The organism is Delftia sp. BGA-UO-ETr-SB1 (assembly GCF_059567865.1).
This window is the reverse complement of sequence record NZ_JCAQOW010000006.1, coordinates 1,332,232-1,356,070: the sequence shown is the minus strand read 5'-3', so window position 1 is coordinate 1,356,070 and position 23,839 is coordinate 1,332,232. Positions and strand designations below refer to the sequence as shown.

The window sequence follows — 23,839 nt, the reverse complement described above, 5'->3', positions numbered from 1 at the left end:
CATGTCGCTTGAGATCGTGCTGATCACCGGGATGTCCGGATCGGGCAAATCCGTCGCCCTGCATGCGCTGGAGGATGCCGGCTACTACTGCGTGGACAACCTGCCCCCCGAGCTGCTGTCCGCCTTCGTCGAACTGGAGCACGGCCGCCACAGCAACAAGGTGGCCATTGCCATGGATGCGCGCAGCGCCGGCGGACTGCCCCACCTGCCCGGCCAGCTGGAACGGCTGCAGCGCCAGGGCGTCGTGCCCCACCTGGTCTTTCTGGACGCCACCACGGGCACCCTGGTGCGGCGCTTCTCCGAAACCCGGCGCCGCCATCCGCTGTCGCAGGGGCCGGTCGCCGAAGGCCGCCGCGCCCTGGTCCAGGACATAGAAACCGAGCGCGAGCTGCTGGGCGACCTGCGCGAGAAGTCGCATGTCATCGACACCAGCCACCTGCGCTCGTCCCAGCTGCAAAGCTATATCAAGGAGCTGATTGCGGCCCCGGTGGGCCAGATGACCCTGGTCTTCCAGTCCTTCGGCTTCAAGCACGGCCTGCCCTCGGATTCCGACTATGTGTTCGATGTGCGCATGCTGCCCAACCCGCACTACGAGCCCCAGCTGCGCCCGCTGACCGGCATGGACGCGCCCGTGGCCGAGTTCCTGCGCCAGCAGCCCGGCGTGGACCAGATGCGCCGAGACATCCAGCAGTTCCTGGAGTCCTGGCTGGACATGATGGCCAGCAACCACCGCAGCTATGTCACCGTGGCCATCGGCTGCACGGGGGGCCAGCACCGCTCGGTCTTCCTGGTCGAGGAACTGGCGCGGCACTTTGCCCCGCGCTGGCCCACGCTGTGCCGGCACCGCTCGCTGGACAGCCGGCCCACGCTCAAGCCTGCCGACTTGCTTGCGCACGACGTCTGAGCGCCAGGCCCCGCCTCCGGAACACTGCGATGCAAGGCTTGCCGATGACGAACGCTCCGCGTGTGTTGCTGGTGGAGGACGACCCCGCCATCGCGCGCACTGTCTGCTATGCGCTGGAGCGTGACGGCATCGCCGTGCGCCACTGCCTGCAGTTGGCCGATGCACGCGCGCAATGGCAGGCACAGCCGCCCGATGCCCTGCTGCTGGACGTGGGCCTGCCCGATGGCAACGGCCTGGACTGGTGCCGCGAGCTGCGCCAGGCCGGCGCCGCCGTGCCGCTGCTGGTGCTCAGCGCACGCGGCGAGGAAATGGACCGCGTGCTGGGCCTGGAGCTGGGCGCCGACGACTACCTGACCAAACCCTTCAGCCCGCGCGAGCTGGTGGCCCGTACCCGCGCCCTGCTGCGCCGTGCGCAGCGCCTGCAGCCCGCGCCAACGGCCAGCGCAGCGCCGGCCGATGCCCTGTTCAGCATCGATACCCAAGGCCAGCGCGTGCGCATGCAGGGTGTGCCCCTGGAGCTGACGCGGCGCGAGTACCAGTTGCTGCGCTGCCTGCTGGAGCGCCCCGGGCGCATCCTCAGCCGCGAGTTCCTGCTCGACAGCATCTGGGGCCAGGACAGCGACAGCACGGACCGCACCGTGGATACGCACGTCAAGACCCTGCGCGCCAAGCTGCGCGCCCAGGCGCCGCAGCAGGACTTCATCACCACCCACCGCGGCATGGGCTACAGCCTGACGCTGCCGGGCTGAGCCACCGCAGCACGCCATGCGCCTCGGACTGCGGCTGTTCTTCGCCTTTTTCGTCATCAACGGCCTGGCCGCATTCTTCGTGCTGCGCGTCTTCATGGTCGAGGTCAAGCCCAGCGTGCGCAAGGTGACCGAGGACACGCTGATCGAAACCGCCTACGCCCTGGCCGCGCTGGCCAGCGACGACATGGCCAGCGGCGTGCTGCAGCAAAGCCCCGCCGACAGCCGCTTCGCGCGCCACATGCAGGCCTATGCCAACCAGACCGTCAAGGTCTGGATCTGGGACACGCGCAAGACCAGCCTGGATATGCGCGTCACCGTCACGGACCAGAAGGGTCTGGTGCTGTTCGACTCCGCCGGCCTGGACCAGGGCGCCGACTACTCGCGCTGGCGCGACGTGTACCGCACGCTGCGCGGCGAATACGGCGCACGCACCACGCGCGAGGTGCAGAACGACGAGGCCAGCAGCGTCATGTATGTCTCGGCACCCATCATGGTCGATGGCCGCGTGGCGGGCGTGCTCACCGCCTCCAAACCCGCCCACTCGGTGCAGAAGATCGTGGACAGCGCGGAAAGCAAGATGCTGCGCGGCGGCCTGCTGTTCCTGCTGCTGTCGGCCGGCGTGGGCTTTGCCGTGACCTGGTGGCTGGTCATCCATGTGCGGCGCCTGCGCAGCTATGCCCAGCAGGTACAGGCGCCCACGCTCAACGAGGCCGCCTCCCCCACCACCGCCCCTCCCATGCCCGAGGCCCCGCGCATGCCCGGCGAGCTGGGCGAGCTGGCTCGCGCCATGGAGAACATGCGCAGCCGCCTGGAAGGGCGCGACTACATCGAAGGCTATGTGCGCGCCCTCACGCACGAACTCAAGAGCCCCGTGGCTGCCATCCGTGGCGCAGGCGAGCTGCTGCAGGAAGACCTGCCCCCGGCCGACCGCGAACTGTTCGCGCGCCAGGTGGTGGACCAGTGCCAGCGCCTGCAAAACCTCGTGGACCAGTTGCTGCGCCTGAGCCAGCTGGAGCAGCGCCGCGCCCTGCACGCGCACACGGCCTGCAGCCTGCAGGCCTGTGCCGAACAGGCCATGGCGCAAGTCCACAGCGCAGCGCACCAGCGCCGCATCCAGCTGGTGCTGCAAGGCCAGGACAGCAGCGGCCCCTGGGAGCAGGACCTGGTGGTGCTGGCCCTGAGCAACCTGCTGAGCAACGCCATCGACTTCGCACCCGAGGGCAGCAGCATCCACGTGGACCTGGAGCCCGGCCGCGTCAGCGTGCGTGACCACGGCCCCGGCGTGCCCGAGGCGCTACTCGGCCGGCTGGGCGAACGCTTTTTCACCACCCCCCGTCCCAACGGAGAGCGCAGCGGCACGGGCCTGGGCCTGTCCATCGTGCTGCGCATCATGCTGCTGCACGGCGGCAGCATGCAGGCCGCCAACGCCCAGCCCGGGCTGCGTGTCACGCTGAACTGGCCACTGCGGGCACACTGATGCCCACCCCCTATCGGCCCTGCGAATCCGACTTCACACCCGCTTCACACACTTCATTCCGGCCACACAGCCCCCGCCCAGACTGCGTCCACGATCAACGAACGGGATGTGGAATGAAGAACCGACTGCTTGCCAAAGGCGTGGCCCTGCTGGTCATGCTGGGCCTTTTGATGCTGGGCCTGGGCCTGATACACGACGTGGTGCGGGACCGCATACGCAACCGCGACAACGCCGTGCAGGGCGTGGTCGCCAGCCTGGCTGGCCGCCAGACGCTGATGGGCCCGGTGCTGGTGCAAAACTGCACCGAGACCACGGGCGTGGAAAAAGGCAGCAAGACCGAATGGACCACGCGCCAGTTCCAGCGCATGCTGCTGCCCGACCAACTGCGCCACCAGGCCACGGCGCGCATGGAGGAGCGCTCGCGCGGCCTGCACCAGGTCAGCACCTATGCCATGCAGGACAGCATCAGCGCCAGCTTCACGAACGCCGCCCAGTACCTGGAAAAGCCCTCCATCGACACGGCGGCCAACCAGACCGTGCGCTGCGGCGCACTGCGCGTGGCGCTGTCGCTCACCGATCCGCGCGGCATACGCTCGGCCACCATCGAAGCCGATGGCAAGAGCCTGGACGTGGGCCCCGGCACATCACTGGAGCGCTACTCGCAGGGCCTGCAGGCGGAACTGGCGCCGGCCCTGCTCAAGAAGGACGGGCCCCTTGAACTGAAGATTGCCCTGGAACTGGTGGGCACCGAAAAGCTGGCCTTCGTGCCGCTGGGCAGCCACAGCCAGGTCCAGTTGTCGGCCGACTGGCCCCATCCCTCGTTCGGTGGCAGCTTTCTACCCAACCGGCGGGAGATCAGCGACAAGGGCTTCGAAGCCAGTTGGAATCTCTCGGCCCTGGCCTCGTCCGCACGCCAGGCCTTCACCGACCAGCAGCCGCTGTGCCAGCCCGGCCGCCGCGACATGGAGGAATACGCGGCCACCGCCCATGCCCCCAACAGCGGCCCTTGCCTGGAATCGCTGGACACGGACTTCGTGGACCCCATCAACGCCTACTCGTTGAGCGACCGCGCCACCAAGTACGGCCTGCTCTTCGTGGTGCTGACCTTCGTGGCCGTCGGCCTGTTCGAGGTGCTCAAGCAGCTGCGCGTGCATCCCATCCAGTACCTGCTGGTGGGATCGGCGCTGTGCAGCTTCTTCCTGCTGCTGATCAGCCTGTCGGAGCACATGGGATTTGCCAGCGCCTACGGCATTGCCGCCTCGGCCTGCGTGCTGCTGCTGGGCTACTACGCCAGCCACATCCTGGGCAGCCTGCGCCGCGGCCTGCCGTTTGCGGCGGGCATCGCCGCCCTCTACGGCCTGCTGTACGTGCTGCTGCAACTGGAGCAAAGCGCGCTCATCGTGGGATCGATCGCGCTGTTCGCGGTGCTGGCCCTGATCATGGTCTGCACGCGGCATGTGGACTGGTATGCCTTCGGCCGGCAGGATGGCGACCGCGGCGGTGAAGACGCGGGCACCCCACCCACCGTGGGAGCGCTGCAGCCATGAGCACCATCACCGCCATCAGCGATATCCGCAGCCCGGACAATCAGGCGCTGGAGCGCCAGCGCTGCGAGCAGGCCTGGCAACAGGCCGTGCAAAGCGGGGACCGCCATGCCCTTGGCTCCCTGCGCCTGCACATTGCCGACGCCACCGCACGCGCCAGGCGCACGCCCGGCGCACGGGAACAGTGGCTGGCCTGGATGCTGCTGCGATGCGCCCTGCTGCTGCCGCGCCGCAGGTTCTAGCCAGCCGGGCCGGCCGTGGCCTCAGCCCGCGAACTGCGCATCCAGCAGCTTGCGTACCGGGGCTGGCAGGCCCATGTCGGCCCAGGCCCCGGCATCGGCCCAGCAGCCCTGGCCGTCCGGCGTGGCGGCATCGATGCCGCCGCCCTGCACGCGCAGGCGCACCGGATGCAGGTGCAGATCGCGGTGGGTGAGCACATGCAGGAAGGCGGGCAGATCGGTCCAGTCCAGGGGCGCCGTTCCAGGCCAATGCTGTGCCACCGCCTGCTCCAGCGCCTCGCGCCCGGTGAACACGGGCGGCGCATAAAGCCCCGCCCAGATGCCTTGCTGCGGACGGCGCTCCAGCCATACGCGGCCCTGCCCGTCCACGGCGATCAGCAGCCACCAAGCCTCGGAACTGCGCTTGAGCTTGCGCGTTCGCACGGGATAGTTTTCGGGATTGCCAAAGCGGGCTGCCCGGCACTGCGGCTGCAGCGGACAGACCAGGCAGCTGGGCTTGCGCGGCGTGCAGATGGTGGCACCCAGGTCCATCAGGCCCTGGGTATAGCGGGGCATGGCCTGCTGCAGGTCTTCGGTGGGGCACAGCTGCTGGGCCAGGTCCCACAGTTCGCGCTCGTTCCTGGCGACCGCCAGATCGGCATCGAAAGCCAGCACGCGCGTGAGCACGCGCCGCACGTTGGCATCGAGGATGGGCACACGCTCGGAAAAGCAAAAGGAGGCGATGGCGCCCGCCGTGGACCGGCCTATGCCAGGCAGCGTGGCCAGATCCTCGGCCCTGCCGGGAAAGGCACCACCCCAGTCCTGAACCACGGCCTGGGCACAGCGGTGCAGGTTGCGCGCGCGGCTGTAGTAGCCCAGGCCGCTCCACAGCGCCAGCACCGCGTCCTGCGGTGCGGCCGCCAGGCTGGCGACATCGGGGAAGGCATCGAGAAAGCGCTGGTAGTAGCCCAGCACGGTACTCACCTGGGTCTGCTGCAGCATGATTTCGGAGAGCCAGACGCGGTAGGGATCGCGCGTCTGCTGCCAGGGCAGGTGATTGCGTCCATGCGACGCCTGCCACTGCACGACGGGCGTGGCAATCGAGGGAAAGGTCAAGATATCAAGCAGTCAGTGAAGTTTCCTGTGCAGCCTTTGCCAGGCCGGGGAAGGCGGGCGTGGGCGACAGGGGTTGCAGCAGTTCCATGGTGGCCTGCCCCAGCTGCAGCTGCAAGGCCGTGAGCTGTTCGTCGGCGGTCTCGATCTCTGCAATGCGTTCCACCAGGCCCGAGGCCGCATTCTGTATGCGGTCCACCGCTTCGATGCGGCGGGCAAAGCTGCGCTTGCGCTCCTTCAATTGGGCATCGAGCTGGGCCGTGGCGGATTTGCTCCACATGTCCACGTCGTTGGCTGCAGACTCGAACACCGTGCGCAACCGCATCGCAAGCGCCTTGATCAGGCGCTGCGCAAACGCAGGATTGCTGCGCCTGAGCGCGTGGCCCAGGCCCAGGTACTGGGTATAGCTGGCCTCGATGCGCTGCAGGTCGCCGCCGAACTCGGCCAGTTCCAGCTGGGCCGGAGCCTGCAGCGAGAAGCCAAACTCTGCATTGAGTTCCTTGAAGGTCGCGCCCAGCATGGACTGGATCTCTCCGGCCTGCGCCTGGGCCCGGGTCGCCACGGTGCGCAGGCGCTCGAAGGTTTCGGCATAGACCTTGCGGGCGCCCAGCTTCAGGCCGCGCTGCTCCAGCGCATCCTTGAGATCGACCAGTTCCTGCTTGAGCGCGCTGGAACCCAGCTGGCGGAAGATGTCGCGCAGCATGCGCATGTGCACCAGCCGCACGGCCTGGATCCTGGCGGCGCTGGCATCGAAATCCTGCTGCTCGCTCTCGATGCGGTGGCGCATGGAGGCGATGACGCTGGCATTCTTGCCGCGCAGGCTGCGCAGCTCGGCCATCTGGTCGTCCAGGTCGCGGCGGCGGATGTTGAGCACGCGCTCCACCTCGACCTGCAACTGCTGCACATTGGCCCTGACGGCCGTCTGCAGCACCTTCTGGCGCTGGCCCATGATGCCCTCGGCCAGCATGTTCTCGAAAACGGGCAGTCCGCTGGCCTGCAGCAGCGCATCGTTGCTGGAGACCTTGGCCACCAGGCCCTTTTGCGCCGACACGGGCAGCACCCGCTCCATGGGCAGGCCCAGCATCTGTGCCGACTCCTGGCGCTGGCGCTGCAGTTGGGCCTGCACCTGCGACGCGGAACTCAGGCTGTCCCAGAGTGTGTCTATCTTGTTGAGCACCACGAGGCGGGAGTCGGCCAGCGCATGCTGGCCCGAAGCCACATCGGGCGGCAGCACATGGTCGCGCCAGATGGCCAGATCGGACTTGGTCACGCCGGTATCGGCCGCCAGAACGAAGACCACGGCATGGGCCTGGGGGATCAGGTTGACCGTCAGCTCGGGCTCGGCGCCCACGGCATTCAGGCCAGGCGTGTCCAGAATGACCAGACCCTGCTTGAGCAGGGGATGGGGCATGTTGATCAGCGCGTGGCGCCACATGGGCACCTCGACCAGGCCCTGCTCATCCACGAAGGGATTGCCGCCCTGGTCCTCGTCATGCCAGAAGCCCCAGGTCCGCGCCAGTTCCACGGAAACCTTGCGCACTTCGGCCACCTTGGCCAGCGTGTCGGCGATCTGCTGGGCATTGTTCACGTCGAGCGGCAGTTGCAGCCAGGCCTCGGGACGGGCGCGCCACTGGCCCAGGCTTTCCAGCGATTCGCGCGTATCGATGGGCAGCAGGCGCAGGCTGGGCTGCAGCTCGGCTTCCCAGCCCAGCTCGGCGGGGCACATGGTCGTGCGCCCTGCGCTGGCCGGCATGAGGCGGCGGCCATAGTGGGCGAAGAAGACCGCATTGATCAGCTCGGACTTGCCGCGCGAGAACTCGGCCACGAAGGCCACCATGACCTTGTCGCCACGCACCTGGGCTTCCAGCCGCTGCAGCCGCTCCTGCACCGCGACATCCAGCAGCTCCTGGGACTGCAGCCATTCGCGCAGCGCATGCAATTGCTGCGCAAAGCCGCGGCGCCATGCGCCGTGCTGGTCGAATTGCTCGTTGAATGATGGTCCCACGTGTTTCCCCCGCCATTGCATCGCCAATGTCTGCCGATGCCTAGTGATCGCCTCGACATTGCGCCGCAAGCGTGATGCCTGTTCTCTTCAAAATATAGCACCGTCGCCCCGTTTTGCCTGCTGCGGCGCCCCAAGGCCGGCCCCTGGAGCGGGGGGATTAAGGACAAAATATCGTTTATTTACAAATGAAACAATATTTCACCATCAATCTGCAGCGGTTGGTGCCTGAAATTTACAGAAACAGGCGTTTTGTGCAAATGCTTCGCGAGACCTGCCGCAATGCAGCCGCAACAGGCGTTACGAGACGTTGAAAATTCGCTCCGTTTTTTGAAGCGATCATCCCGCCTTCTGGCACCGCGCGCAGTAGTAGGTGCTGCGCTGCCCCTGGCGCAGCATTTGCACGGGCGAGCCGCAGTGCGTGCAGGGCAGGCCTTCGCGGCCATAGACCTTGGCCTGCAACTGGAAGTGGCCGGCCATGCCGTCGGGTGCGGAGAAATCGCGCAGCGTCGTGCCGCCCTGCTCCACCGCCAGGGCCAGCACGCGGCGGATCTCCTCGAACAACCGGCGCACCTTGCGCGGCCCGACCTCGCAGGCCGGCTGCGTGGGCGCGATGCGCGCCATGAACAGCACCTCGGACGCATAGATATTGCCCACGCCCACGACCACGCTGCCGTTCAGCAGCAATTGCTTGATGGGCGTGCGGCTGGCCTTCAGGCCGGCCCGGAAGGTCTCGAACGAGAAACTGTCATCCAGCGGCTCCATCCCCAGATGGTCCAGCAGCCTGCGCGCCCAGGGATCGCTCTCGGCCGCCACATACATCACCGCACCAAAGCGCCGCGGATCGTGCAGCCGCAGCAGGCCCTTGCTGGTCTGCAGGTCGAAATGGTCATGCGTCCCTGCAGGTCCCAGCGGTGCTTCATGGGGGGCCACGAAACGCAGGCTGCCCGACATGCCCAGGTGCAGCATCAGCAGGCCCTCGCTCAGTTCCATCAGCAGATACTTGCCGCGCCGGCGCACGCCGTGCACATCGCGCCCGGCCAGCAGCTCGGGGGCAATGCCCAACGGCCAGCGCAAGGGCTTGCCCAAGGCCACGGATTCAATGCGCGCTCCGGCGATCTGCGCGGCAAAAGCGCGCCGCGTGACTTCTACTTCTGGCAATTCAGGCATGCGATCCGGGTTGTGCTGTAGTTGTGCGAAATGTGGTCTGGGCTTCGATTATTATGGTTCGATGGATCATCGCCTTCGCCTTCAGGGACTTGCCGTGGCAGCAGCCCTGGCCATGGGTTCCGCCACTGCCTGGGCACTCCCAGGCAAGACCGCAGCCACCATCGAGACGGAATCCCCCGAACCTCCCTCGTCCGCCGCCGCCTCTGCGGAGGACGATCGCGCCGCCCTCAACGCCGAGCTGTTCTACGAGATCCTGGTCGGCGAGATCGCCGCCAGCGAAGGTGCGCTGGGCGACGCCCAGGCCATGATGATGGAAGCCGCTCGCACCAGCGGCAGCGAGCAGTTGTACCGGCGTGGCACCGAGCTGGCGCTTCAGTCGCGCTCCGGCGAGCGCGCACTGGCCAATGCCCGTGCCTGGCTCGACGCGTTTCCCCAGTCCCGCGACGCCAACCGCTTCGTGCTCCAGATCCTGGTGGCACTGAACCGCATCGCCGATACCGGCAGCTATCTGAAGCGCGAGATCGAGGCCACGCCTGCGCCCTCCAAGCCCGCCACCTACCTGGGCATCACCCAGCTCTACAACAACGCCAGCGACAAGGCCCTGGCGGCCGATGTGGTCGAGCAGGCCATGGCTGGCGAGACCGACAACCCCGCCAGCGGCCCCCTTGCCTGGGCCACCATCGGCCACATGCGCCTGGGCGCCGGGCAGAAGGCTGCCGCCATGCAGGCCGTGCAAAAGGCACAGGCGCTGACACCCGATACCGGCCCCGTGGCCCTGCTGTCCATGGAGCTGCTGGAAGCCGGCATGCCCGAGGCGGAGCCCATCGTCAAACGCTACCTGGCCAAGAACCCTTCAGCCCAGATGCGCATGGCCTATGCCCGCGTGCTGCTGGGCCAGCAGCGCATGGACGAGGCCCGCCAACAGTTGGTCTCCATCACCGTGGATTCCCCCGACTACGCCGAAGCCTGGGCCACCCTGGCCGCGCTGCAGCTGCAGTCCAACGACGTGGATGCAGCCCAGGCGTCCACCGAGCGCTTCGGCAAGCTCGTGCCGCAGATTCCCGCCGGTGTGGCGCGCAGTGCGGCCCAGTCCCAGTACTACCTGCTGCAGTCCCAGATTGCAGAAAAGCAGGGCAAGTTCGCCGAGGCCGACGCCCTGCTGCGCCGCATCGACGACGCGCCCAACCTGCTGAGCGTGCAGGCGCGCCGTGCCGCCCTGCTCGCGCGCCAGGGCAAGCTCAAGGAAGCCCGCGCTCTCATCGAGGCCGTGCCCGCCAGCGGCCCCAGCCAGCAGCGGCTCAAGCGCCTGGCCGAAGTGCAGCTGCTGCGCGATGCCAATCAGAATGCCCAGGCCTACGCGCTGCAGGCCGAGTTGCAAAAGCAGGACCCTGAAGACGCCGAGCTCGCCTATGACACCGCCCTGCTGGCGGAGCGCATTGGCAAGCATGACGAAATGGAGCGGCTGCTGCGCGGCATCATCGCGCGCCAGCCCGATTTCCAGCACGCCTACAACGCGCTGGGCTACTCCTTCGCCGAACGCGGCATCCATCTGGATGAAGCCGAAAAGCTCGTCGGCAAGGCGCTGGAAATGTCGCCTGGCGACCCCTTCATCACCGACAGCCTTGCCTGGGTGAAATTCCGCCGGGGCGACCTGGACGAAGCCCTCAGGCTGCTCGAAAGCGCCTACGCATCACGCCCCGACGTGGAGATCGCCGCACACCTGGGCGAAGTGCTCTGGGCCAAGGGTGATCGCGAACGCGCGCAGAAGATCTGGCGCCAGGGCCTGGCCACCAGTCCCGACAACACGACCCTGCGCGAAACCCTGCGCCGCCTGGGCGTCTCGCTTTGAGCCACCGCGCCGTGCCCGGGTTGCCGCATCCCGCCCTTGCACGCCGGCAGCTGTGCGCCACGGCGGCCGCCGCCGCACTGCTGGCCCTGGCCGGCTGTGCGCTGCCACCCCGCCAGCTGCAGGCCGACGCAACCGCCCCCACCGCTGCGGGCCACTGGGCGGGCCGGCTGGCGCTGCAGGTGGAAGATGCGCAAAACCAATCCTTCAGCGCAGGCTTCGAGCTGCTGGGCACCCCCCAGCGCGGCGAACTGCTGCTGTTCACGCCCCTGGGCTCGACACTGGCGCGCCTGCTCTGGGAACCGGGACAGGCAAGCCTGCAACAAGGCGAGGAGCGCAAGACCTCGGACTCGCTGCCCGCCCTGGTGCAGGAGCTGACGGGCAGCGATCTGCCCATTGCCGCCCTGTTCGACTGGCTGCAGGGCCGGGCCACCGCTGCCGCAGGCTGGCAGGTCGACCTCTCCCGCATGGAGCAGGGCCGCCTGTCCGCCCGGCGCCATGACCCGCAGCCGCCGGCCGTGCTGCGCATCGTGCTCGACACGCCCTGATTTCCGCCGGGCGCGCCTGCTCCATCCCCAGCTGCCGCCCCTGCCTCTTTTCCCTCATCCTCTCCAGCCCATGCGCTCGCTCCACGACGTGCCGGCTCCGGCCAAGCTCAACCTGTTCCTCCACATCACCGGCCGCCGCGCCGATGGCTATCACCTGCTGCAATCGGTCTTCATGCTGTTGGACTGGCATGACACGCTGCATTTCGACAGGCGTGGCGACGGCCAGATCAGCCGCGAGGACCTGTCGGGCATGGCACTTCCTGCCGACGATCTCATCGTGCGGGCCGCACGGGCCCTGCAGCAGGCCACCGGCTGCAGCGCGGGCGTGCACATCGGCGTGGAAAAGCGCCTGCCGGCGCAGGCCGGGATGGGCGGGGGCTCGTCGGATGCGGCATCGACCCTCATCGCACTGAACCGCCTGTGGCAGTTGAACCTGACGCGGCGCGAGCTGCAGCGCATTGCACTGGACCTGGGCGCCGATGTGCCCTTCTTTCTGTGCGGCAACTCCGCCTGGGTGGAAGGCATAGGCGAGCACATCACGCCGCTGGAACAGGCCAATGCCCTGCCGCCCCAACGGTTCGTGGTGGTCAAGCCCGAGGCGGGGCTGGAGACCCTATCCATCTTCCGCGACGCAACCCTCAAGCGCGATCATGCCCATGCTACAATCGAAGACTTTGCTGCAGATCACTATGGCTTTGGCCAAAACGACTTGCAGCCTGTCGCCGAAAGGCTGCAGCCTGAAGTGAAAAAAGCCATTGTTTGGCTAAACTCACTAAAACTGCATGCTAGAATGACGGGCTCAGGAAGTGCAGTATTTGCACCACTGACGCAAACGATTGACTTAAAGGATGCCCCTGGCGCCTGGAATGTCAGAGTTTGCAGCAATCTGCAGGCCCATCCTCTCAAGGATTGGCTGAAAGATGAAAGTTTATAGGCTGTCTGCCTGCGGCAGAAGGCCTGTGTAGGGGAGTCGCCAAGTTGGTAAAGGCACCGGATTTTGATTCCGGCATGCGAGGGTTCGAGTCCTTCCTCCCCTGCCAAACGTCTTTCGCGTCAAGGCAAACCCATCGTACTGGGGCGCTCAATGCATTCACATCATCCTGACATCATGGTCTTCACCGGCAATGCCAATCCTGGCATGGCCACTGAAATCGTTCAGCACCTCGGCACCACGCTGGGCGCAGCCGACGTGGGTCGTTTCTCCGATGGAGAAGTCGCCGTCGAGATCAAGCAGAACGTGCGTACGCGCGACGTCTTCGTCGTGCAATCCACCTGCGCACCGACCAACGACAACCTGATGGAACTGCTGGTTATGGTGGACGCGCTCAAGCGTGCATCGGCCGAGCGCATCTGCGCGGTGATTCCCTACTTCGGCTACGCCCGCCAGGACCGCCGCCCGCGCTCCACCCGCGTGCCGATCACGGCCAAGGTCGTGGCCAACATGCTGCAGGCCGTGGGCGTCGAGCGCGTCCTGACCATGGACCTGCACGCAGACCAGATCCAGGGCTTCTTCGACATCCCCGTGGACAACATCTATGCCACGCCGGTGCTGCTGGGCGATCTGCGCCAGAAGAACTACGAAGACCTGATCGTCGTCTCCCCTGACGTCGGCGGCGTGGTCCGCGCACGTGCGCTGGCCAAGCAGCTCGGTTGCGACCTGGCCATCATCGACAAGCGCCGCCCCAAGGCGAATGTCTCCGAAGTCATGCATGTCATCGGCGATATCGACGGCCGCAACTGCGTGATCATGGATGACATGATCGACACCGCCGGCACGCTGGTGAAGGCGGCCGAAGTGCTCAAGCAGCGCGGCGCCAAGAGCGTCTATGCCTACTGCACGCACCCGATCTTCTCGGGTCCGGCCATCGAGCGCATCGGCAACGGCAACGCCCTGGACGAGGTCGTGGTGACCAACACCATTCCCCTGAGCGCCGAGGCACAGGCCTGCGGCAAGATCCGCCAACTGTCCGTGGCACCCCTGATTGCCCAGACGATCCAGCGGATTTCCACCGGTGATTCGGTGCTGAGCCTGTTCTCTGAATAAAATATCGGCCCCCGTGGTCGGAACCCAGCAAACCTCCTTCGGGAGGTTTGCGCGTTCCGGAGTGGTTTCAGGACCATCCCGGGACACCGCAAGAGCAGCCTGGTCCGCATCGGACAGGCGTTCTTTTATCAACGGATGAGGCTGGTCGCGGTCCATCCATCTAGGAGTTAGTTATGCAATTCGTCGCTTTTGAGCGCGCCAAGCAAGGTACGGGTGCGAGCCGCCGTCTGCGCAATTCGGGCAAGGCCCCTGGCATCGTCTACGGCGGTGCTGCCGAAGCCCAACTGATCGAAATCGATCACAACGCCCTGTGGCACGCCCTGAAGAAGGAAGTGTTCCACTCCAGCATCCTGGACATGGAAGTCAACGGCCAGACCTCCAAGGTCGTGCTGCGCGACGTGCAATTCCACCCCTACAAGCAGCTCATCCTGCACGTGGACTTCCAGCGCGTTGACGACAAGACCAAGGTTCACCTGAAGGTGCCGCTGCACTTCGAAGGCATGGAACAGTCCCAGGCCGTCAAGGTCGAGAACTGCACGATCACTCCCCTGGTCCATGAACTGGACGTGGTGTGCATGCCCGCCCAACTGCCCGAGTTCATCACCGTGGACCTGAGCGGCCTGACTTCCAAGTCCACCCTGGGCCTGCAAGGCGTCAAGCTGCCCAACGGCGTGAAGGCCGTGGTGCGCGGTTCCAACAAGAACCCCGCCCTGATCTCCATCAAGCTGCCCGAAGTGGCTCCTGATGCATCGGCAGCTCCCGTGGCAGCCCCGGCCGCTCCGGCCAAGAAGGGCAAGAAGTAATTCTTGGCTTTCCCTTGCGGTGGCCCCGGCTGCCGCAAACCTGCAAAAGGCCCACCTCGCGTGGGCCTTTTGCATGGGGAAGCACCCTCACCCACCTGCTGCGGCCGCCATGGAGATAATCGCCCGATGATCAAATTGTTTGTCGGCCTGGGCAACCCCGGGCCGGAGTATGAGGACACCCGCCACAACGCGGGCTTTTGGTGGATTGATGCGCTGGCGCGCGAACTCAAGGTCCAGCTGGTACCCGAGCGCAGCTACTTCGGCCTCATGGCCCGTGCCAGCGTGCGCGGCGAGAACGTCTGGCTGCTGCAGCCGCAGACCTTCATGAACCTGTCGGGCAAGTCGGTGGGCGCGCTGGCGCGCTTCTTCAAGATCCAGCCCGAGGAAGTCCTGGTGGTCCATGACGAACTGGACTTCGAGCCCGGTCAGGTCAAGCTCAAGCGCGGCGGCAGCCACGGTGGCCATAACGGCCTGCGCGATATCCATGCCCAGCTGGGCTCGGCCGACTACTGGCGGCTGCGCATCGGCATAGGCCATCCGGGGCACAAGGCCGAAGTCGCCAACTGGGTGCTCAAGAAGCCCGCGCCGGACCAGCGCCAGCTGATCGAGGACAGCATCGCCCACTCCCTCAAGGCCTGGCCCGAACTGCAGGCCGGCAATATGGACAAGGCAACCTTGCTGATCCACACCACCAAGCCGCCGCGCCCCAAGCCCGCACGCCCGGCCACGGCCGAGAGCGACAAGGGCTGAACGTTCAGGAAGAAGCGGGAGCCTGGGACTGCAGACGCAGGTACTTCTGCATCAGCGTCTCGCGGTCTTCCACATGGGCGGGATTCACGGGAATGCAGGCCACCGGGCAGATCTGCACGCACTGGGGCTCATCGAAATGGCCCACGCACTCCGTGCACTTGCTGTGCTCGATCTCGTAGTACTCCTCGCCCATGGAGATCGCATCGTTCGGGCACTCGGGCTCGCAGACATCGCAGTTGATGCATTCGTCGGTGATCATCAAAGCCATGGCAGGTCCCTCGCAAGTGCCAGCCACGCTCCGGGCCGGGCGGGCCCATGCGCCCCGAACGGGCCTTGCAGCAAGGTGGCATCAGTCATGCCGCCATTATCCTGTCCGCCACATAAGCATGGAGGCTGCACGGGCAAGCCCGGCGCCCTGAAATCGATGGCCGCGTCCCCGTCCATCGGGGCCCTGCCGCTTCAAAGGCCGCTATGCTGCGCGCATGGGCCGTGCGCAGTACCATTCGGGCCCTTCCAAGAACAACCCACCCACTCCGCCGACGTGACCGCCACCCACCCTGCCGAGGCCGATTGCCCATGAGCATCTTTCTGCTCAAGCGCCTGCTGATGCTGGCAGCCACGCTGCTGGGCGCATCGGCCGTGGTTTTCGGCGTGCTGGAAGTGCTGCCCGGCAATGCCGCCCAGACGCTGATGGGCCCCGATGCCGCGCCCGAGGCGGTGCAGGCGCTGGCCGTGCAACTGGGGCTGGACCAGCCGGCCTGGCAGCGCTACCTGCAGTGGCTGCAGGGGCTGCTGCACGGCGACATGGGCCTGAGCTACGCCTATAGCACGCCGGTCAGCGAGCTGGTGTTGGAGCGGCTGGCCGTCACCGTGCCGCTGGCCGTGATGGCCATGCTCATCACGACCGTGCTGGCACTGGCCGCCGGCATCTATGCCGCCTCGCGCCACAACCGCTGGGGCGACCTGGGCATCATGGGCCTGGCACAGGTCGGCATCGCCATCCCCAATTTCTGGTTTGCCATCCTGCTGATCCTGGTGTTCTCGGTGAAACTGCAATGGTTTTCCGCCGGCGGCTTTCCCGGCTGGAGCGAGGCCGACGGCGGTGGCCCGCTGCAGGCACTGCAGGCGCTGCTGCTGCCGGCCATCTCGCTGGCCGTGGTGCAGGCGGCCATCCTGGCGCGCATCACGCGCTCGGCCGTGCTGGAGGTGCTGCGCGAGGACTTCGTGCGCACGGCCCGCGCCAAGGGACTGTCGCGCCGTGCCGTGCTCTGGGGCCATGTGCTGCGCAACGCCATGATTCCCGTGCTCACGGTCATGGGCCTGCAGTTCGCCCAGTTGCTGGCAGGCACCATCGTGGTGGAGAACGTGTTCTACCTGCCGGGCCTGGGCCGGCTGATCTTCCAGTCCATCGCCAACCGCGACCTGATCGTGGTGCGCAACTGCGTGCTGCTGCTGGCGGCCATGGTGGTGGTCATCAACTTCATCGTGGACGTGCTGTACGCGGCCATTGATCCGCGCATCGAGGCCAGCGACGTATGAACCAGCCGCACAGCCCTCCTTCGCCCCCGCCCTCCGCCTCGCAAGCGGGCCATCGGCCCACGCGGGCCGTCACCCTGGGCGCGCCCGCCGGAGCGGGCCGGCGCATGCTGGGCCACCGCAGCTTCCTGCTGGGAGCGGTGCTGACCGCGCTGCTGCTGCTCACGGCCCTGCTGTCTTTCTGGTGGACGCCGGGCTCTGCCTACGACATGGACATGGACGCCAAGCTGGCTGCACCGGGCGCCCTGCACTGGCTGGGCACCGACGCCTATGGGCGGGACGTGGCCTCGCTGCTGTTCCTGGGCGCGCGCAGCTCCATCCTGGTCGGCGTGATTGCCGTGGGTATCGGGCTGTCGATGGGCGTGGCGCTGGGCCTGGTCGCGGCAGCCTGCAGGGGCTGGGTGGAAGAGGCCATCATGCGGCTGGCCGATTTCAGCTTTGCCTTTCCCGCGCTGCTGTCGGCCATCATGCTCACGGCCGTGTTCGGCGCGGGCATCGTCAACGCCATCATTGCCATCGGCATCTTCAACATTCCCACCTTCGCGCGCATCACGCGGGCATCGGCCAAGGCCGTGTGGGCGCGCGAATACGTGCTGGCCGCACGCGCCTGCGGCCATGGCCGCGCCAGCATCACCTGGCGCCACGTGCTGCCCAACATCCTGCCGGTGCTGGTGGTGCAGGCCACCATCCAGTTCGCGCTGGCCATTTTGGCCGAGGCCGCCCTGTCCTATCTGGGCCTGGGCACGCAGCCGCCCCAGGCCTCCTGGGGCCGCATGCTCAGCGAGGCGCAGACCCTCATGTTCCAGGCACCGCTGCTGGCCGTGTGGCCGGGCCTGGCCATTGCGCTGTCGGTGCTCGGGCTCAACCTGCTGGGCGACGGGCTGCGCGATCTGCTCGACCCGCGCCTGTCGCGCCAGCGCTGAGGAAGGCACGCGCCCATGCCCCTGCTCGAAGTCTCCGGCCTCACCATCACCTTGCAGACCCCGCGCGGCCGCGCGCGCGCCGTGCAGAACCTGGAGTTCATCCTGGAGCGCGGCGCCACGCTGGGCCTGATCGGCGAGTCGGGCTGCGGCAAGTCGCTGACCGCCCTGGCGCTGATGGGCCTGCTGCCCGAGCATGCGCAGGTGGACGGCAGCATCCAGCTCAACGGCAAGGAGCTGCTGGACATGGACGAGAACGCGCTTTGCCGCCTGCGCGGCAACCGCATGGCCATGGTGTTCCAGGAGCCGATGACGGCGTTGAACCCCGTGCACGGCATCGGCCGCCAGGTGGCCGAGCCGCTGCGCCATCACTTGCGTCTGGGCCGCCAGGCCGCGCGCGCGCATGCGGTGGCGCTGCTGGAGCGCGTGGGCATTGCCCGTGCGGCCCAGCGCTATGACGACTATCCGCACCAGTTCTCGGGCGGCCAGCGCCAGCGCATTACCATCGCCATGGCCCTCGCCTGCGGGCCCGACCTGCTGATTGCCGACGAACCCACGACGGCGCTGGACGTGACCGTTCAGCAGCAAATCCTGGACCTGCTGCAGGAACTGGTGGCCGAGCATTCCATGGCCCTGCTGCTGATCTCGCACGACCTGGGCGTGATCGCGCAGAACGTGGAGCAGTTGCTGGTCATGTACGGCGGCAGCGTGGTCGAAAGCGGCATGACCGAGGCCATCTTCGCGCGCCGCGCCCATCCCTATACGCGCGGCCTGTTCGCGGCCAGGCCCCAGCTGGACCTGTCCGCCCCCGGCAGCCTGCCGCCGGCCCGGCTGCCCACCATTGCCGGCACCGTGCCCGAGCTGGTGGACCTGCCGGCCGGCTGCGCCTTCGCGGGCCGCTGCAGCTTCACCGAGCCGGCCTGCCACAGCGAGCGCCCGCGCCCCGTGGTACTGGAGCGCCCGCAGCGGCCCACGCCCGCATCCCTGCAGGCCTGGGCACAGCCGCATGTGGTGCGCTGCCTGCGCCCCGAGGCCATTGCACAGGGCCTGCCTGCACAGGAATGCGCATGACAGGCCCCCCCCTCCAGACGCCACCGGTCCAGACGCCACCGGCCGCCGATGCACCCCTGCTGCAAGTGACAGGCCTGGCCCGCAGCTACCAGCTGCCGCGCCGGTCGCTGTGGCGCGCGCCGGAGCAGGTGCATGCGCTGCGCGGCGTGGATTTCACGCTGCCGGCGGGGCGCAGCCTGGGCGTGGTGGGCGAGTCGGGCTCAGGCAAGTCCACGCTGGCACGCCTGGTCATGGCGCTGGACACGCCCAGCGCCGGCAGCGTGCGGCTGCTGGGCCAGGATCTGCACAAGTTGGACCGCCAGGCACTGCGGACGGCACGCCGCGACTTCCAGATGGTGTTCCAGGACCCCTACGGCTCGCTGGACCCGCGCATGACGGTGGAGCACATCGTCTGCGAACCCCTGCTCGCACAGCCTGCGTCGCCCGAACGCAGTGCCCGGCACGACCTGGCCCGCGCCACGCTGGAACAGGTCGGCCTGCGCGCGCAGGATCTGGACAAGTACCCGCACGAGTTCTCGGGCGGCCAGCGCCAGCGCATCGCCATTGCGCGGGCATTGATCACACGGCCCCGCCTCATCGTGGCCGATGAGCCCGTGAGTGCGCTGGACGTCTCGGTGCAGGCCCAGGTGCTGAACCTGCTGCACGATCTGCAGCAGCAGCTGGGCCTGTCCTATCTGTTCATCAGCCACGACCTGGCCGTGGTCCAGCACCTGTGCGACGACGCCATCGTGCTGAGCGAGGGCCGCATCGTCGAGCGCGGAGCGCCGCAGCAGCTGTTCCACGCCCCGCAGCACCCGTATACGCAGGCCCTGGTCCGGGCCGTGCCGCGCATCGCCCTGCAGCACCGGGCCTGAAAGCTGACGGCCGCCCGGGCGGACCAGGCCCCCAGGGCCACGCACCCGTGCGCCGTGGTGTAAAAACACTGCTGCAGGCCGCAGACAGCGGCCCGAGAACCATCTGCAAGAATTTCCGGAGACCTGTTCATGTTCAACCGCCGTTCCCTGCTGGCCAGCTCCGCTGCTGCCGGCCTGCCCCTGCTGATGCCCTGGCCTGCGCTGGCCCAGAGCCGCAAGGACAGCATCACGCTGGCGATGACGCTGGAGCCCCCGGGGCTGGACCCCACGGCCGGGGCCGCATCGTCCATCGGCGAGATCGTGCTCTACAACCTGTTCGAGACGCTGACCAAGATCAACCCGGACGGCAGCGTCTCGCCGCTGCTGGCCGAGAGCTGGGAGGTCTCGCCCGACCTCAAGACCTACACCTTCCGCCTGCGCAAGGGCGTGAGTTTTCAGAACGGCGAGCCCTGCAACGCCCACAGCGTGAAGTATTCCTTCGACCGGGCGGGCGACGACAAGAGCACCAACAAGGACAAGCGGACCTTCGCCTCCCTGTCCACGCGCGTGGTGGACGACCATACCGTGGTCGTGATCAACAAGGACATCGATCCGGACTTCCTCTTCGTGCTCGGCCAGGCGACTTCCATCATCGTCGAGCCCAAGAGCGCGGCCAACAACGCCACGCGCCCCGTGGGCACGGGCCCCTACCAGTTGGGCAACTGGAGCAAGGGCGCCTCGGTCACGCTCACGGCCTGGCCGCAGCACCGCATGGCCTCCGGCCTGCGCATTCGCCGCGCCAGCTTTCGCTTCATCTCGGACCCTGCGGCCCAGGTCGCTGCGCTGCTGGCTGGCGACGTCGATGCCTTCCCGCGCGTGACGCCGCGCAGCGTGGCCCAGTTCAAGGCCAACGGGCGCTTCCAGGTCGTGGTCAGCGGCTCGCGCGCCAAGACCATCCTGGCCATGAACAACGCACGCAAGCCCCTGGGCGACGCGCGCGTGCGCCGCGCCATCGCCGCGGCCATCGACCGCAAGGCCGTGATCGACGGCGCGGGCGACGGCTACGGCCTGCCCATCGGCAGCTACTACGTGCCCACGGCCTTTGGCTATGTGGACACCACGGGCATCAACCCCTTCGACGTGGAAAAGGCCAAGGCGCTGCTGGCCGAGGTCGGCGTCAAGACTCCGCTGGAGCTGACCATGACCCTGCCACCCACGCCCTACGCGCGCCAGGGCGGCGAGGTGATTGCCGCGCAGCTGGCCAAGATCGGCATCCGCGCCAAGCTGCAGAACGTCGAATGGGCGCAGTGGCTGTCGGGCACCTACACCCTCAAGAACTACGACCTGACGCTGATCTCCCATGTCGAGCCCTTCGACCTGGGCAACTTCGCCAAGCCCGATTACTACTGGGGCTACCAGTCGTCCCAGTTCAACGAGCTGTACGACAAGATCAAGAACGCCTCGCGCCCCGCCGACCGCTCGCGCCTGCTGGGCGATGCCCAGCGCCTGCTGGCCCAGGATTGCGTGCACGCCTTCCTCTACACGCCGCAATGGGTCACCGTGGCCAACAAGAACCTGCGCGGACTGTGGAAGGACATGCCCATCTTCGTCAACGATCTCTCGGCACTGTCCTGGGCCACCTGAACCGCGCACCGGCTGAGCCACAGGCGACAGGCGCGCCGGTGGCCCCGGTCCACACTGCGGCAGATCTGCCGCTGGAACCGCCATCCTCAAGGAAGCCGCGATGACTGGAACGACACAGGCCCTGCACGACCTACCCGCCCATGCGCTGCTGCGCGCCTACCGGGAGCGCAGCCTCTCGCCCGTCGAGGTCATGCACGAGCTGCTGGCCCATGTGCAGCGCTGGGAGCCGGCCCTGGGCGCCACCTACCTGCTGCGCCCCGAGGCCGCACTGGCCCAGGCACGCGCCAGCGAGGCCCGCTGGCTGCGCGGCGAGCCGGCAGGCCTGCTCGACGGAGTCCCCGCCACGGTCAAGGACAACATCGCCACGCGCGGCGACCCCACCCCCGTGGGCACGGCCGCCACGCCCCAGGTCGCTGCCCCGCTGGACGCACCGCCCGCTGCGCGCCTGCGCGAGGCGGGCGCCATCCTCTTCGCCAAGACCACCATGCCCGACTACGGCATGCTGTCCTCGGGCCTGTCCTCGCTGCACGGCAACACCTTCAATCCCTGGGATCCGGACAAGACGCCGGGCGGCTCCAGCGCAGGCGCGGGCGCCGCTGCGGCGGCCGGCTACGGGCCGCTGCATGTGGGCACGGACATTGGCGGCTCCATCCGCCTGCCCGCAGGCTGGTGCGGCATCTTCGGCCTCAAGCCCAGCCTGGGCCGCGTGCCCATCGACCCGCCCTACACCGGCCGCTGCGCCGGCCCCATGACGCGCAGCGTGGCCGATGCCGCACTGATGATGCAGGCGCTGTCGCTGCCAGATGCGCGCGACAGCATGGGCCTGCCGCACCAGGACATTGCCTGGAGCGGCTTCGACATGGACCCTGCCCAGGTGCGCGGCCTGCGCATAGGCCTGCTGCTGGATGCCGGCTGCGGCCTGCCCCTGCAGCCCCGCGTGCGTGCCGTGGTGGAGCAGGCTGCGGCCTGGCTGGAATCGGCCGGCGCCCATATCGAGATCATCCAGCCCTGGCTCACCCGCGACATGCTCGACGGCCTCGACCATTTCTGGCGCATGCGCTCGCATGTGGAAATGCAGTCGCTGCCGGACGCCCAGCGCCGCGTGGTCCTGCCCTTCATCCGCGACTGGGCCGACAGTGCCGGGTCCATCACCGCCACCCAGCTGTTCGTGGCCAGCCAGCAGTCGCACCTTCTGCGCGTGGCCACGGTGCGGGCCACGGCGGCCTACGACTACGTGCTGTCCCCCGTGGCGCCCATCACGGCTTTCCCGGCCCACCTGCCCAGCCCCACCAACGACCCGCTGCGACCGCTGGAGCACATTGCCTTCACCGTGCCCTACAACATGTCCGAACAGCCCGCCGCGTCCGTGCCCTGCGGGCATGACGGGCAGCTGCCCATCGGCGTGCAGATCGCGGGCCGCCGCTTTGACGACCTGGGCGTGCTGCGGCTCAGCCGTGTGCTGGAGCAGCTGCGGCCGCCGCAGCCTGCCTGGCCACAGCCCCTGCCTCCGGGCCAGGGCACTGGCGACAGCGAAGACGGGGCACAGGCACGGGCACGGGCACGAGCAGTGCCGGCTACTCCAGCCTGATTCCCGCATCCTTGACGATGCGCGCCCAGCGCGGCAGGTCGCGCGCCATGGCCGCTGACAGGTCCTCGGGTGTGCCGCCCACCGGGCGCAGCCCCATGGCCGCCAGGCGCCCGCTGAGTTCGGGCGAGGCCACGATGCGCCGCACCTCGGCCGAGAGCTTGTCCACGATGGGCCGGGGCGTTCCCGCCGCCACGAAGGTGGCAAACCAGCCATTGGCCTCGAAGCCCGCCAGCCCCAGCTCGGCAAAGGTGGGCACATCGGGCAGCGCCGGATGGCGCTGCATGCCGGTGATGGCCAGGATGCGGATCTTGTCCGACTTCAGGTGCGCATTGGCCGAGGACACGTCGATGAAGCCCGACGACAGCTGCCCGCCCAGCACATCGTTGACCAGCGGCGCCGCGCCCTTGTAGGGAATCAGCGCCAGATCCAGCCCGGCCCGGGCACGAAGCAGCTCGCCATGCATGTGCGAGGAGGTGCCGTTGCCGTAGTTGCCGTTGCTGTACTTGCCCGGATGGGCCTTGACCAGGGCGATGAACTCCTGCAGCGTCGTGGCCGGCACGTCGCGCGGCACCACGAACAGGTCCGAGGACAGGGCCACCTGCGATACGGGAGCAAAGTCCTTGAGCACGTCATAAGGCATCCTGGCGTACAGCGCAGGCGCCTGGATCATGGCCGTGATCCCCAGCAGCAGCGTATAGCCATCGGGCGCCGACTTGGCCACCACATCGCCGCCGATGATGCCGCTGGAGCCCGGCCGGTTCTCCACCACCACGGGCTGACCCCAGGCCTGGCTCAGTTGCTGGGCAATGATGCGGCCGATGATGTCCGTGCCGCCACCCGCCGGATAGGGAATCACCATGCGCAGCGGCTTGGACGGATAGGCACCGCCTGCCGGCTGTGCAAAGGCGATCGGCGATGCCATTCCCAGGGCAGCGCTCAGTGAGGCGCTGGCGGCGCATGCCAGCGCTGCCCGCAGGCAGCCGCGTCGGCTCGATTCCATGGCTTGTCTCCTTGTCCTTCGGTGCTCCGCCCTCGTTGGCGGGGCGGTGTGCCCTGCCGCAGTGGCAGGGTCCATGGAC

At 67.7% G+C, this 23,839-nt stretch carries 22 protein-coding genes and 1 tRNA gene; 18 read left to right on the top strand and 5 right to left on the bottom strand.

The features are described 5' to 3' along the window. The first annotated feature begins 1 nt into the window (after position 1). From rapZ to AC57B5_RS24900, 5 genes are all read left to right on the top strand, one after another. A complete protein-coding gene (rapZ, locus tag AC57B5_RS24920; RefSeq protein ID WP_012207220.1) occupies positions 2–904 on the top strand; it encodes an RNase adapter RapZ in 903 nt (300 codons plus the stop codon). A 29-nt stretch (positions 905–933) separates the two neighbouring features. Beyond that, entirely contained in the window at positions 934–1,653 is a 720-nt protein-coding gene (gene creB / locus AC57B5_RS24915) for a two-component system response regulator CreB (RefSeq protein ID WP_088163890.1), read from the top strand. Between the two features lie 16 nt (positions 1,654–1,669). Further along, positions 1,670–3,130, top strand: coding sequence for a two-component system sensor histidine kinase CreC (gene creC / locus AC57B5_RS24910; RefSeq protein ID WP_496400543.1), 1,461 nt, complete (start codon positions 1,670–1,672; stop codon positions 3,128–3,130). Positions 3,131–3,243: 113 nt separating this feature from the next. Next, positions 3,244–4,677, top strand: coding sequence for a cell envelope integrity protein CreD (creD, locus tag AC57B5_RS24905; protein ID WP_496400542.1), 1,434 nt, complete (start codon positions 3,244–3,246; stop codon positions 4,675–4,677). Continuing rightward, complete coding sequence (locus AC57B5_RS24900) at positions 4,674–4,916, top strand: hypothetical protein (protein ID WP_012207224.1); 243 nt, start codon at positions 4,674–4,676, stop codon at positions 4,914–4,916. The genes creD and AC57B5_RS24900 overlap by 4 nt, the downstream gene beginning before the upstream one ends. A gap of 21 nt (positions 4,917–4,937) precedes the next feature. On the opposite strand, the gene mutY is transcribed toward AC57B5_RS24900, so the two are convergent. From mutY to mutM, 3 genes are all read right to left on the bottom strand, one after another. Beyond that, positions 4,938–6,008, bottom strand: coding sequence for an A/G-specific adenine glycosylase (mutY, locus tag AC57B5_RS24895; RefSeq protein WP_496400541.1), 1,071 nt, complete (start codon positions 6,006–6,008; stop codon positions 4,938–4,940). Between the two features lie 4 nt (positions 6,009–6,012). Further along, positions 6,013–8,010 carry a dynamin family protein gene (locus AC57B5_RS24890; protein WP_013800863.1) on the bottom strand — a complete coding sequence of 666 codons (1,998 nt, stop codon included), beginning with the start codon at positions 8,008–8,010 and terminating at the stop codon, positions 6,013–6,015. 336 nt (positions 8,011–8,346) lie between these two features. Further along, positions 8,347–9,177: a bifunctional DNA-formamidopyrimidine glycosylase/DNA-(apurinic or apyrimidinic site) lyase gene (gene mutM, locus AC57B5_RS24885; protein ID WP_180318895.1), complete on the bottom strand. Its 831-nt coding sequence runs from the start codon at positions 9,175–9,177 to the stop codon at positions 8,347–8,349. Positions 9,178–9,238: 61 nt separating this feature from the next. Here mutM and AC57B5_RS24880 point away from each other — a divergent pair, with 61 nt between their 5' ends. The 7 genes from AC57B5_RS24880 to pth all read left to right on the top strand — a co-directional run bounded on the left by AC57B5_RS24880 (position 9,239) and on the right by pth (position 15,168). After that, on the top strand, positions 9,239–11,026 hold the full coding sequence (locus AC57B5_RS24880; RefSeq protein ID WP_170962004.1) for a tetratricopeptide repeat protein: 1,788 nt from the start codon (positions 9,239–9,241) through the stop codon (positions 11,024–11,026). After that, complete coding sequence (locus tag AC57B5_RS24875) at positions 11,023–11,571, top strand: outer membrane lipoprotein LolB (protein ID WP_496400540.1); 549 nt, start codon at positions 11,023–11,025, stop codon at positions 11,569–11,571. Before AC57B5_RS24880 ends, AC57B5_RS24875 begins: the two co-directional genes overlap by 4 nt. A gap of 70 nt (positions 11,572–11,641) precedes the next feature. Further along, positions 11,642–12,505, top strand: coding sequence for a 4-(cytidine 5'-diphospho)-2-C-methyl-D-erythritol kinase (ispE, locus tag AC57B5_RS24870; RefSeq protein ID WP_496400539.1), 864 nt, complete (start codon positions 11,642–11,644; stop codon positions 12,503–12,505). Between the two features lie 29 nt (positions 12,506–12,534). Next, positions 12,535–12,611, top strand: a tRNA-Gln gene (locus AC57B5_RS24865). A gap of 44 nt (positions 12,612–12,655) precedes the next feature. Then, positions 12,656–13,615 (top strand): ribose-phosphate pyrophosphokinase, encoded by a 960-nt coding sequence (locus tag AC57B5_RS24860; RefSeq protein ID WP_012207231.1) that lies wholly within the window; start codon positions 12,656–12,658, stop codon positions 13,613–13,615. Between the two features lie 173 nt (positions 13,616–13,788). After that, positions 13,789–14,418 carry a 50S ribosomal protein L25/general stress protein Ctc gene (locus AC57B5_RS24855; protein WP_013800859.1) on the top strand — a complete coding sequence of 210 codons (630 nt, stop codon included), beginning with the start codon at positions 13,789–13,791 and terminating at the stop codon, positions 14,416–14,418. A gap of 126 nt (positions 14,419–14,544) precedes the next feature. Then, positions 14,545–15,168 carry an aminoacyl-tRNA hydrolase gene (pth, locus tag AC57B5_RS24850; protein WP_012207233.1) on the top strand — a complete coding sequence of 208 codons (624 nt, stop codon included), beginning with the start codon at positions 14,545–14,547 and terminating at the stop codon, positions 15,166–15,168. Positions 15,169–15,172: 4 nt separating this feature from the next. Here the strand turns inward: pth and AC57B5_RS24845 are convergent, their stop codons facing one another. After that, positions 15,173–15,436, bottom strand: a complete 264-nt coding sequence (locus tag AC57B5_RS24845) for a YfhL family 4Fe-4S dicluster ferredoxin (RefSeq protein ID WP_012207234.1) — start codon at positions 15,434–15,436, stop codon at positions 15,173–15,175. Between the two features lie 308 nt (positions 15,437–15,744). Here AC57B5_RS24845 and AC57B5_RS24840 point away from each other — a divergent pair, with 308 nt between their 5' ends. The 6 genes from AC57B5_RS24840 to AC57B5_RS24815 all read left to right on the top strand — a co-directional run bounded on the left by AC57B5_RS24840 (position 15,745) and on the right by AC57B5_RS24815 (position 22,760). Beyond that, the gene (locus tag AC57B5_RS24840) at positions 15,745–16,707 is read left to right on the top strand and encodes an ABC transporter permease (protein ID WP_013800857.1); all 963 of its coding nucleotides are present in this window, start codon (positions 15,745–15,747) and stop codon (positions 16,705–16,707) included. Next, on the top strand, positions 16,704–17,627 hold the full coding sequence (locus AC57B5_RS24835) for an ABC transporter permease (RefSeq protein ID WP_097201483.1): 924 nt from the start codon (positions 16,704–16,706) through the stop codon (positions 17,625–17,627). The genes AC57B5_RS24840 and AC57B5_RS24835 overlap by 4 nt, the downstream gene beginning before the upstream one ends. Before the next feature lie 15 nt (positions 17,628–17,642). Beyond that, on the top strand, positions 17,643–18,695 hold the full coding sequence (locus AC57B5_RS24830) for an ABC transporter ATP-binding protein (RefSeq protein WP_063328213.1): 1,053 nt from the start codon (positions 17,643–17,645) through the stop codon (positions 18,693–18,695). Next, positions 18,692–19,549, top strand: a complete 858-nt coding sequence (locus tag AC57B5_RS24825; protein ID WP_496400538.1) for an ATP-binding cassette domain-containing protein — start codon at positions 18,692–18,694, stop codon at positions 19,547–19,549. Before AC57B5_RS24830 ends, AC57B5_RS24825 begins: the two co-directional genes overlap by 4 nt. Before the next feature lie 129 nt (positions 19,550–19,678). After that, positions 19,679–21,172 carry an ABC transporter substrate-binding protein gene (locus AC57B5_RS24820; RefSeq protein WP_496400537.1) on the top strand — a complete coding sequence of 498 codons (1,494 nt, stop codon included), beginning with the start codon at positions 19,679–19,681 and terminating at the stop codon, positions 21,170–21,172. Positions 21,173–21,272: 100 nt separating this feature from the next. Continuing rightward, positions 21,273–22,760 (top strand): amidase, encoded by a 1,488-nt coding sequence (locus tag AC57B5_RS24815; protein WP_496400536.1) that lies wholly within the window; start codon positions 21,273–21,275, stop codon positions 22,758–22,760. On the opposite strand, the gene AC57B5_RS24810 is transcribed toward AC57B5_RS24815, so the two are convergent. Then, entirely contained in the window at positions 22,747–23,760 is a 1,014-nt protein-coding gene (locus tag AC57B5_RS24810) for a Bug family tripartite tricarboxylate transporter substrate binding protein (protein WP_496400535.1), read from the bottom strand. The genes AC57B5_RS24815 and AC57B5_RS24810 overlap by 14 nt on opposite strands. Positions 23,761–23,839 lie beyond the last annotated feature (79 nt).

Coding starts and splice junctions, on each gene's coding strand:
- rapZ (WP_012207220.1), top strand. CDS start 2: ATGTCGCTTGAGATCGTGCTGATCACCGGGATGTCCGGATCGGGCAAA.
- creB (WP_088163890.1), top strand. CDS start 934: ATGCAAGGCTTGCCGATGACGAACGCTCCGCGTGTGTTGCTGGTGGAG.
- creC (WP_496400543.1), top strand. CDS start 1,670: ATGCGCCTCGGACTGCGGCTGTTCTTCGCCTTTTTCGTCATCAACGGC.
- creD (WP_496400542.1), top strand. CDS start 3,244: ATGAAGAACCGACTGCTTGCCAAAGGCGTGGCCCTGCTGGTCATGCTG.
- AC57B5_RS24900 (WP_012207224.1), top strand. CDS start 4,674: ATGAGCACCATCACCGCCATCAGCGATATCCGCAGCCCGGACAATCAG.
- mutM (WP_180318895.1), bottom strand. CDS start 9,177: ATGCCTGAATTGCCAGAAGTAGAAGTCACGCGGCGCGCTTTTGCCGCG.
- AC57B5_RS24880 (WP_170962004.1), top strand. CDS start 9,239: ATGGATCATCGCCTTCGCCTTCAGGGACTTGCCGTGGCAGCAGCCCTG.
- ispE (WP_496400539.1), top strand. CDS start 11,642: ATGCGCTCGCTCCACGACGTGCCGGCTCCGGCCAAGCTCAACCTGTTC.
- AC57B5_RS24860 (WP_012207231.1), top strand. CDS start 12,656: ATGCATTCACATCATCCTGACATCATGGTCTTCACCGGCAATGCCAAT.
- AC57B5_RS24855 (WP_013800859.1), top strand. CDS start 13,789: ATGCAATTCGTCGCTTTTGAGCGCGCCAAGCAAGGTACGGGTGCGAGC.
- pth (WP_012207233.1), top strand. CDS start 14,545: ATGATCAAATTGTTTGTCGGCCTGGGCAACCCCGGGCCGGAGTATGAG.
- AC57B5_RS24845 (WP_012207234.1), bottom strand. CDS start 15,436: ATGGCTTTGATGATCACCGACGAATGCATCAACTGCGATGTCTGCGAG.
- AC57B5_RS24840 (WP_013800857.1), top strand. CDS start 15,745: ATGAGCATCTTTCTGCTCAAGCGCCTGCTGATGCTGGCAGCCACGCTG.
- AC57B5_RS24835 (WP_097201483.1), top strand. CDS start 16,704: ATGAACCAGCCGCACAGCCCTCCTTCGCCCCCGCCCTCCGCCTCGCAA.
- AC57B5_RS24830 (WP_063328213.1), top strand. CDS start 17,643: ATGCCCCTGCTCGAAGTCTCCGGCCTCACCATCACCTTGCAGACCCCG.
- AC57B5_RS24825 (WP_496400538.1), top strand. CDS start 18,692: ATGACAGGCCCCCCCCTCCAGACGCCACCGGTCCAGACGCCACCGGCC.
- AC57B5_RS24820 (WP_496400537.1), top strand. CDS start 19,679: ATGTTCAACCGCCGTTCCCTGCTGGCCAGCTCCGCTGCTGCCGGCCTG.
- AC57B5_RS24815 (WP_496400536.1), top strand. CDS start 21,273: ATGACTGGAACGACACAGGCCCTGCACGACCTACCCGCCCATGCGCTG.
- AC57B5_RS24810 (WP_496400535.1), bottom strand. CDS start 23,760: ATGGAATCGAGCCGACGCGGCTGCCTGCGGGCAGCGCTGGCATGCGCC.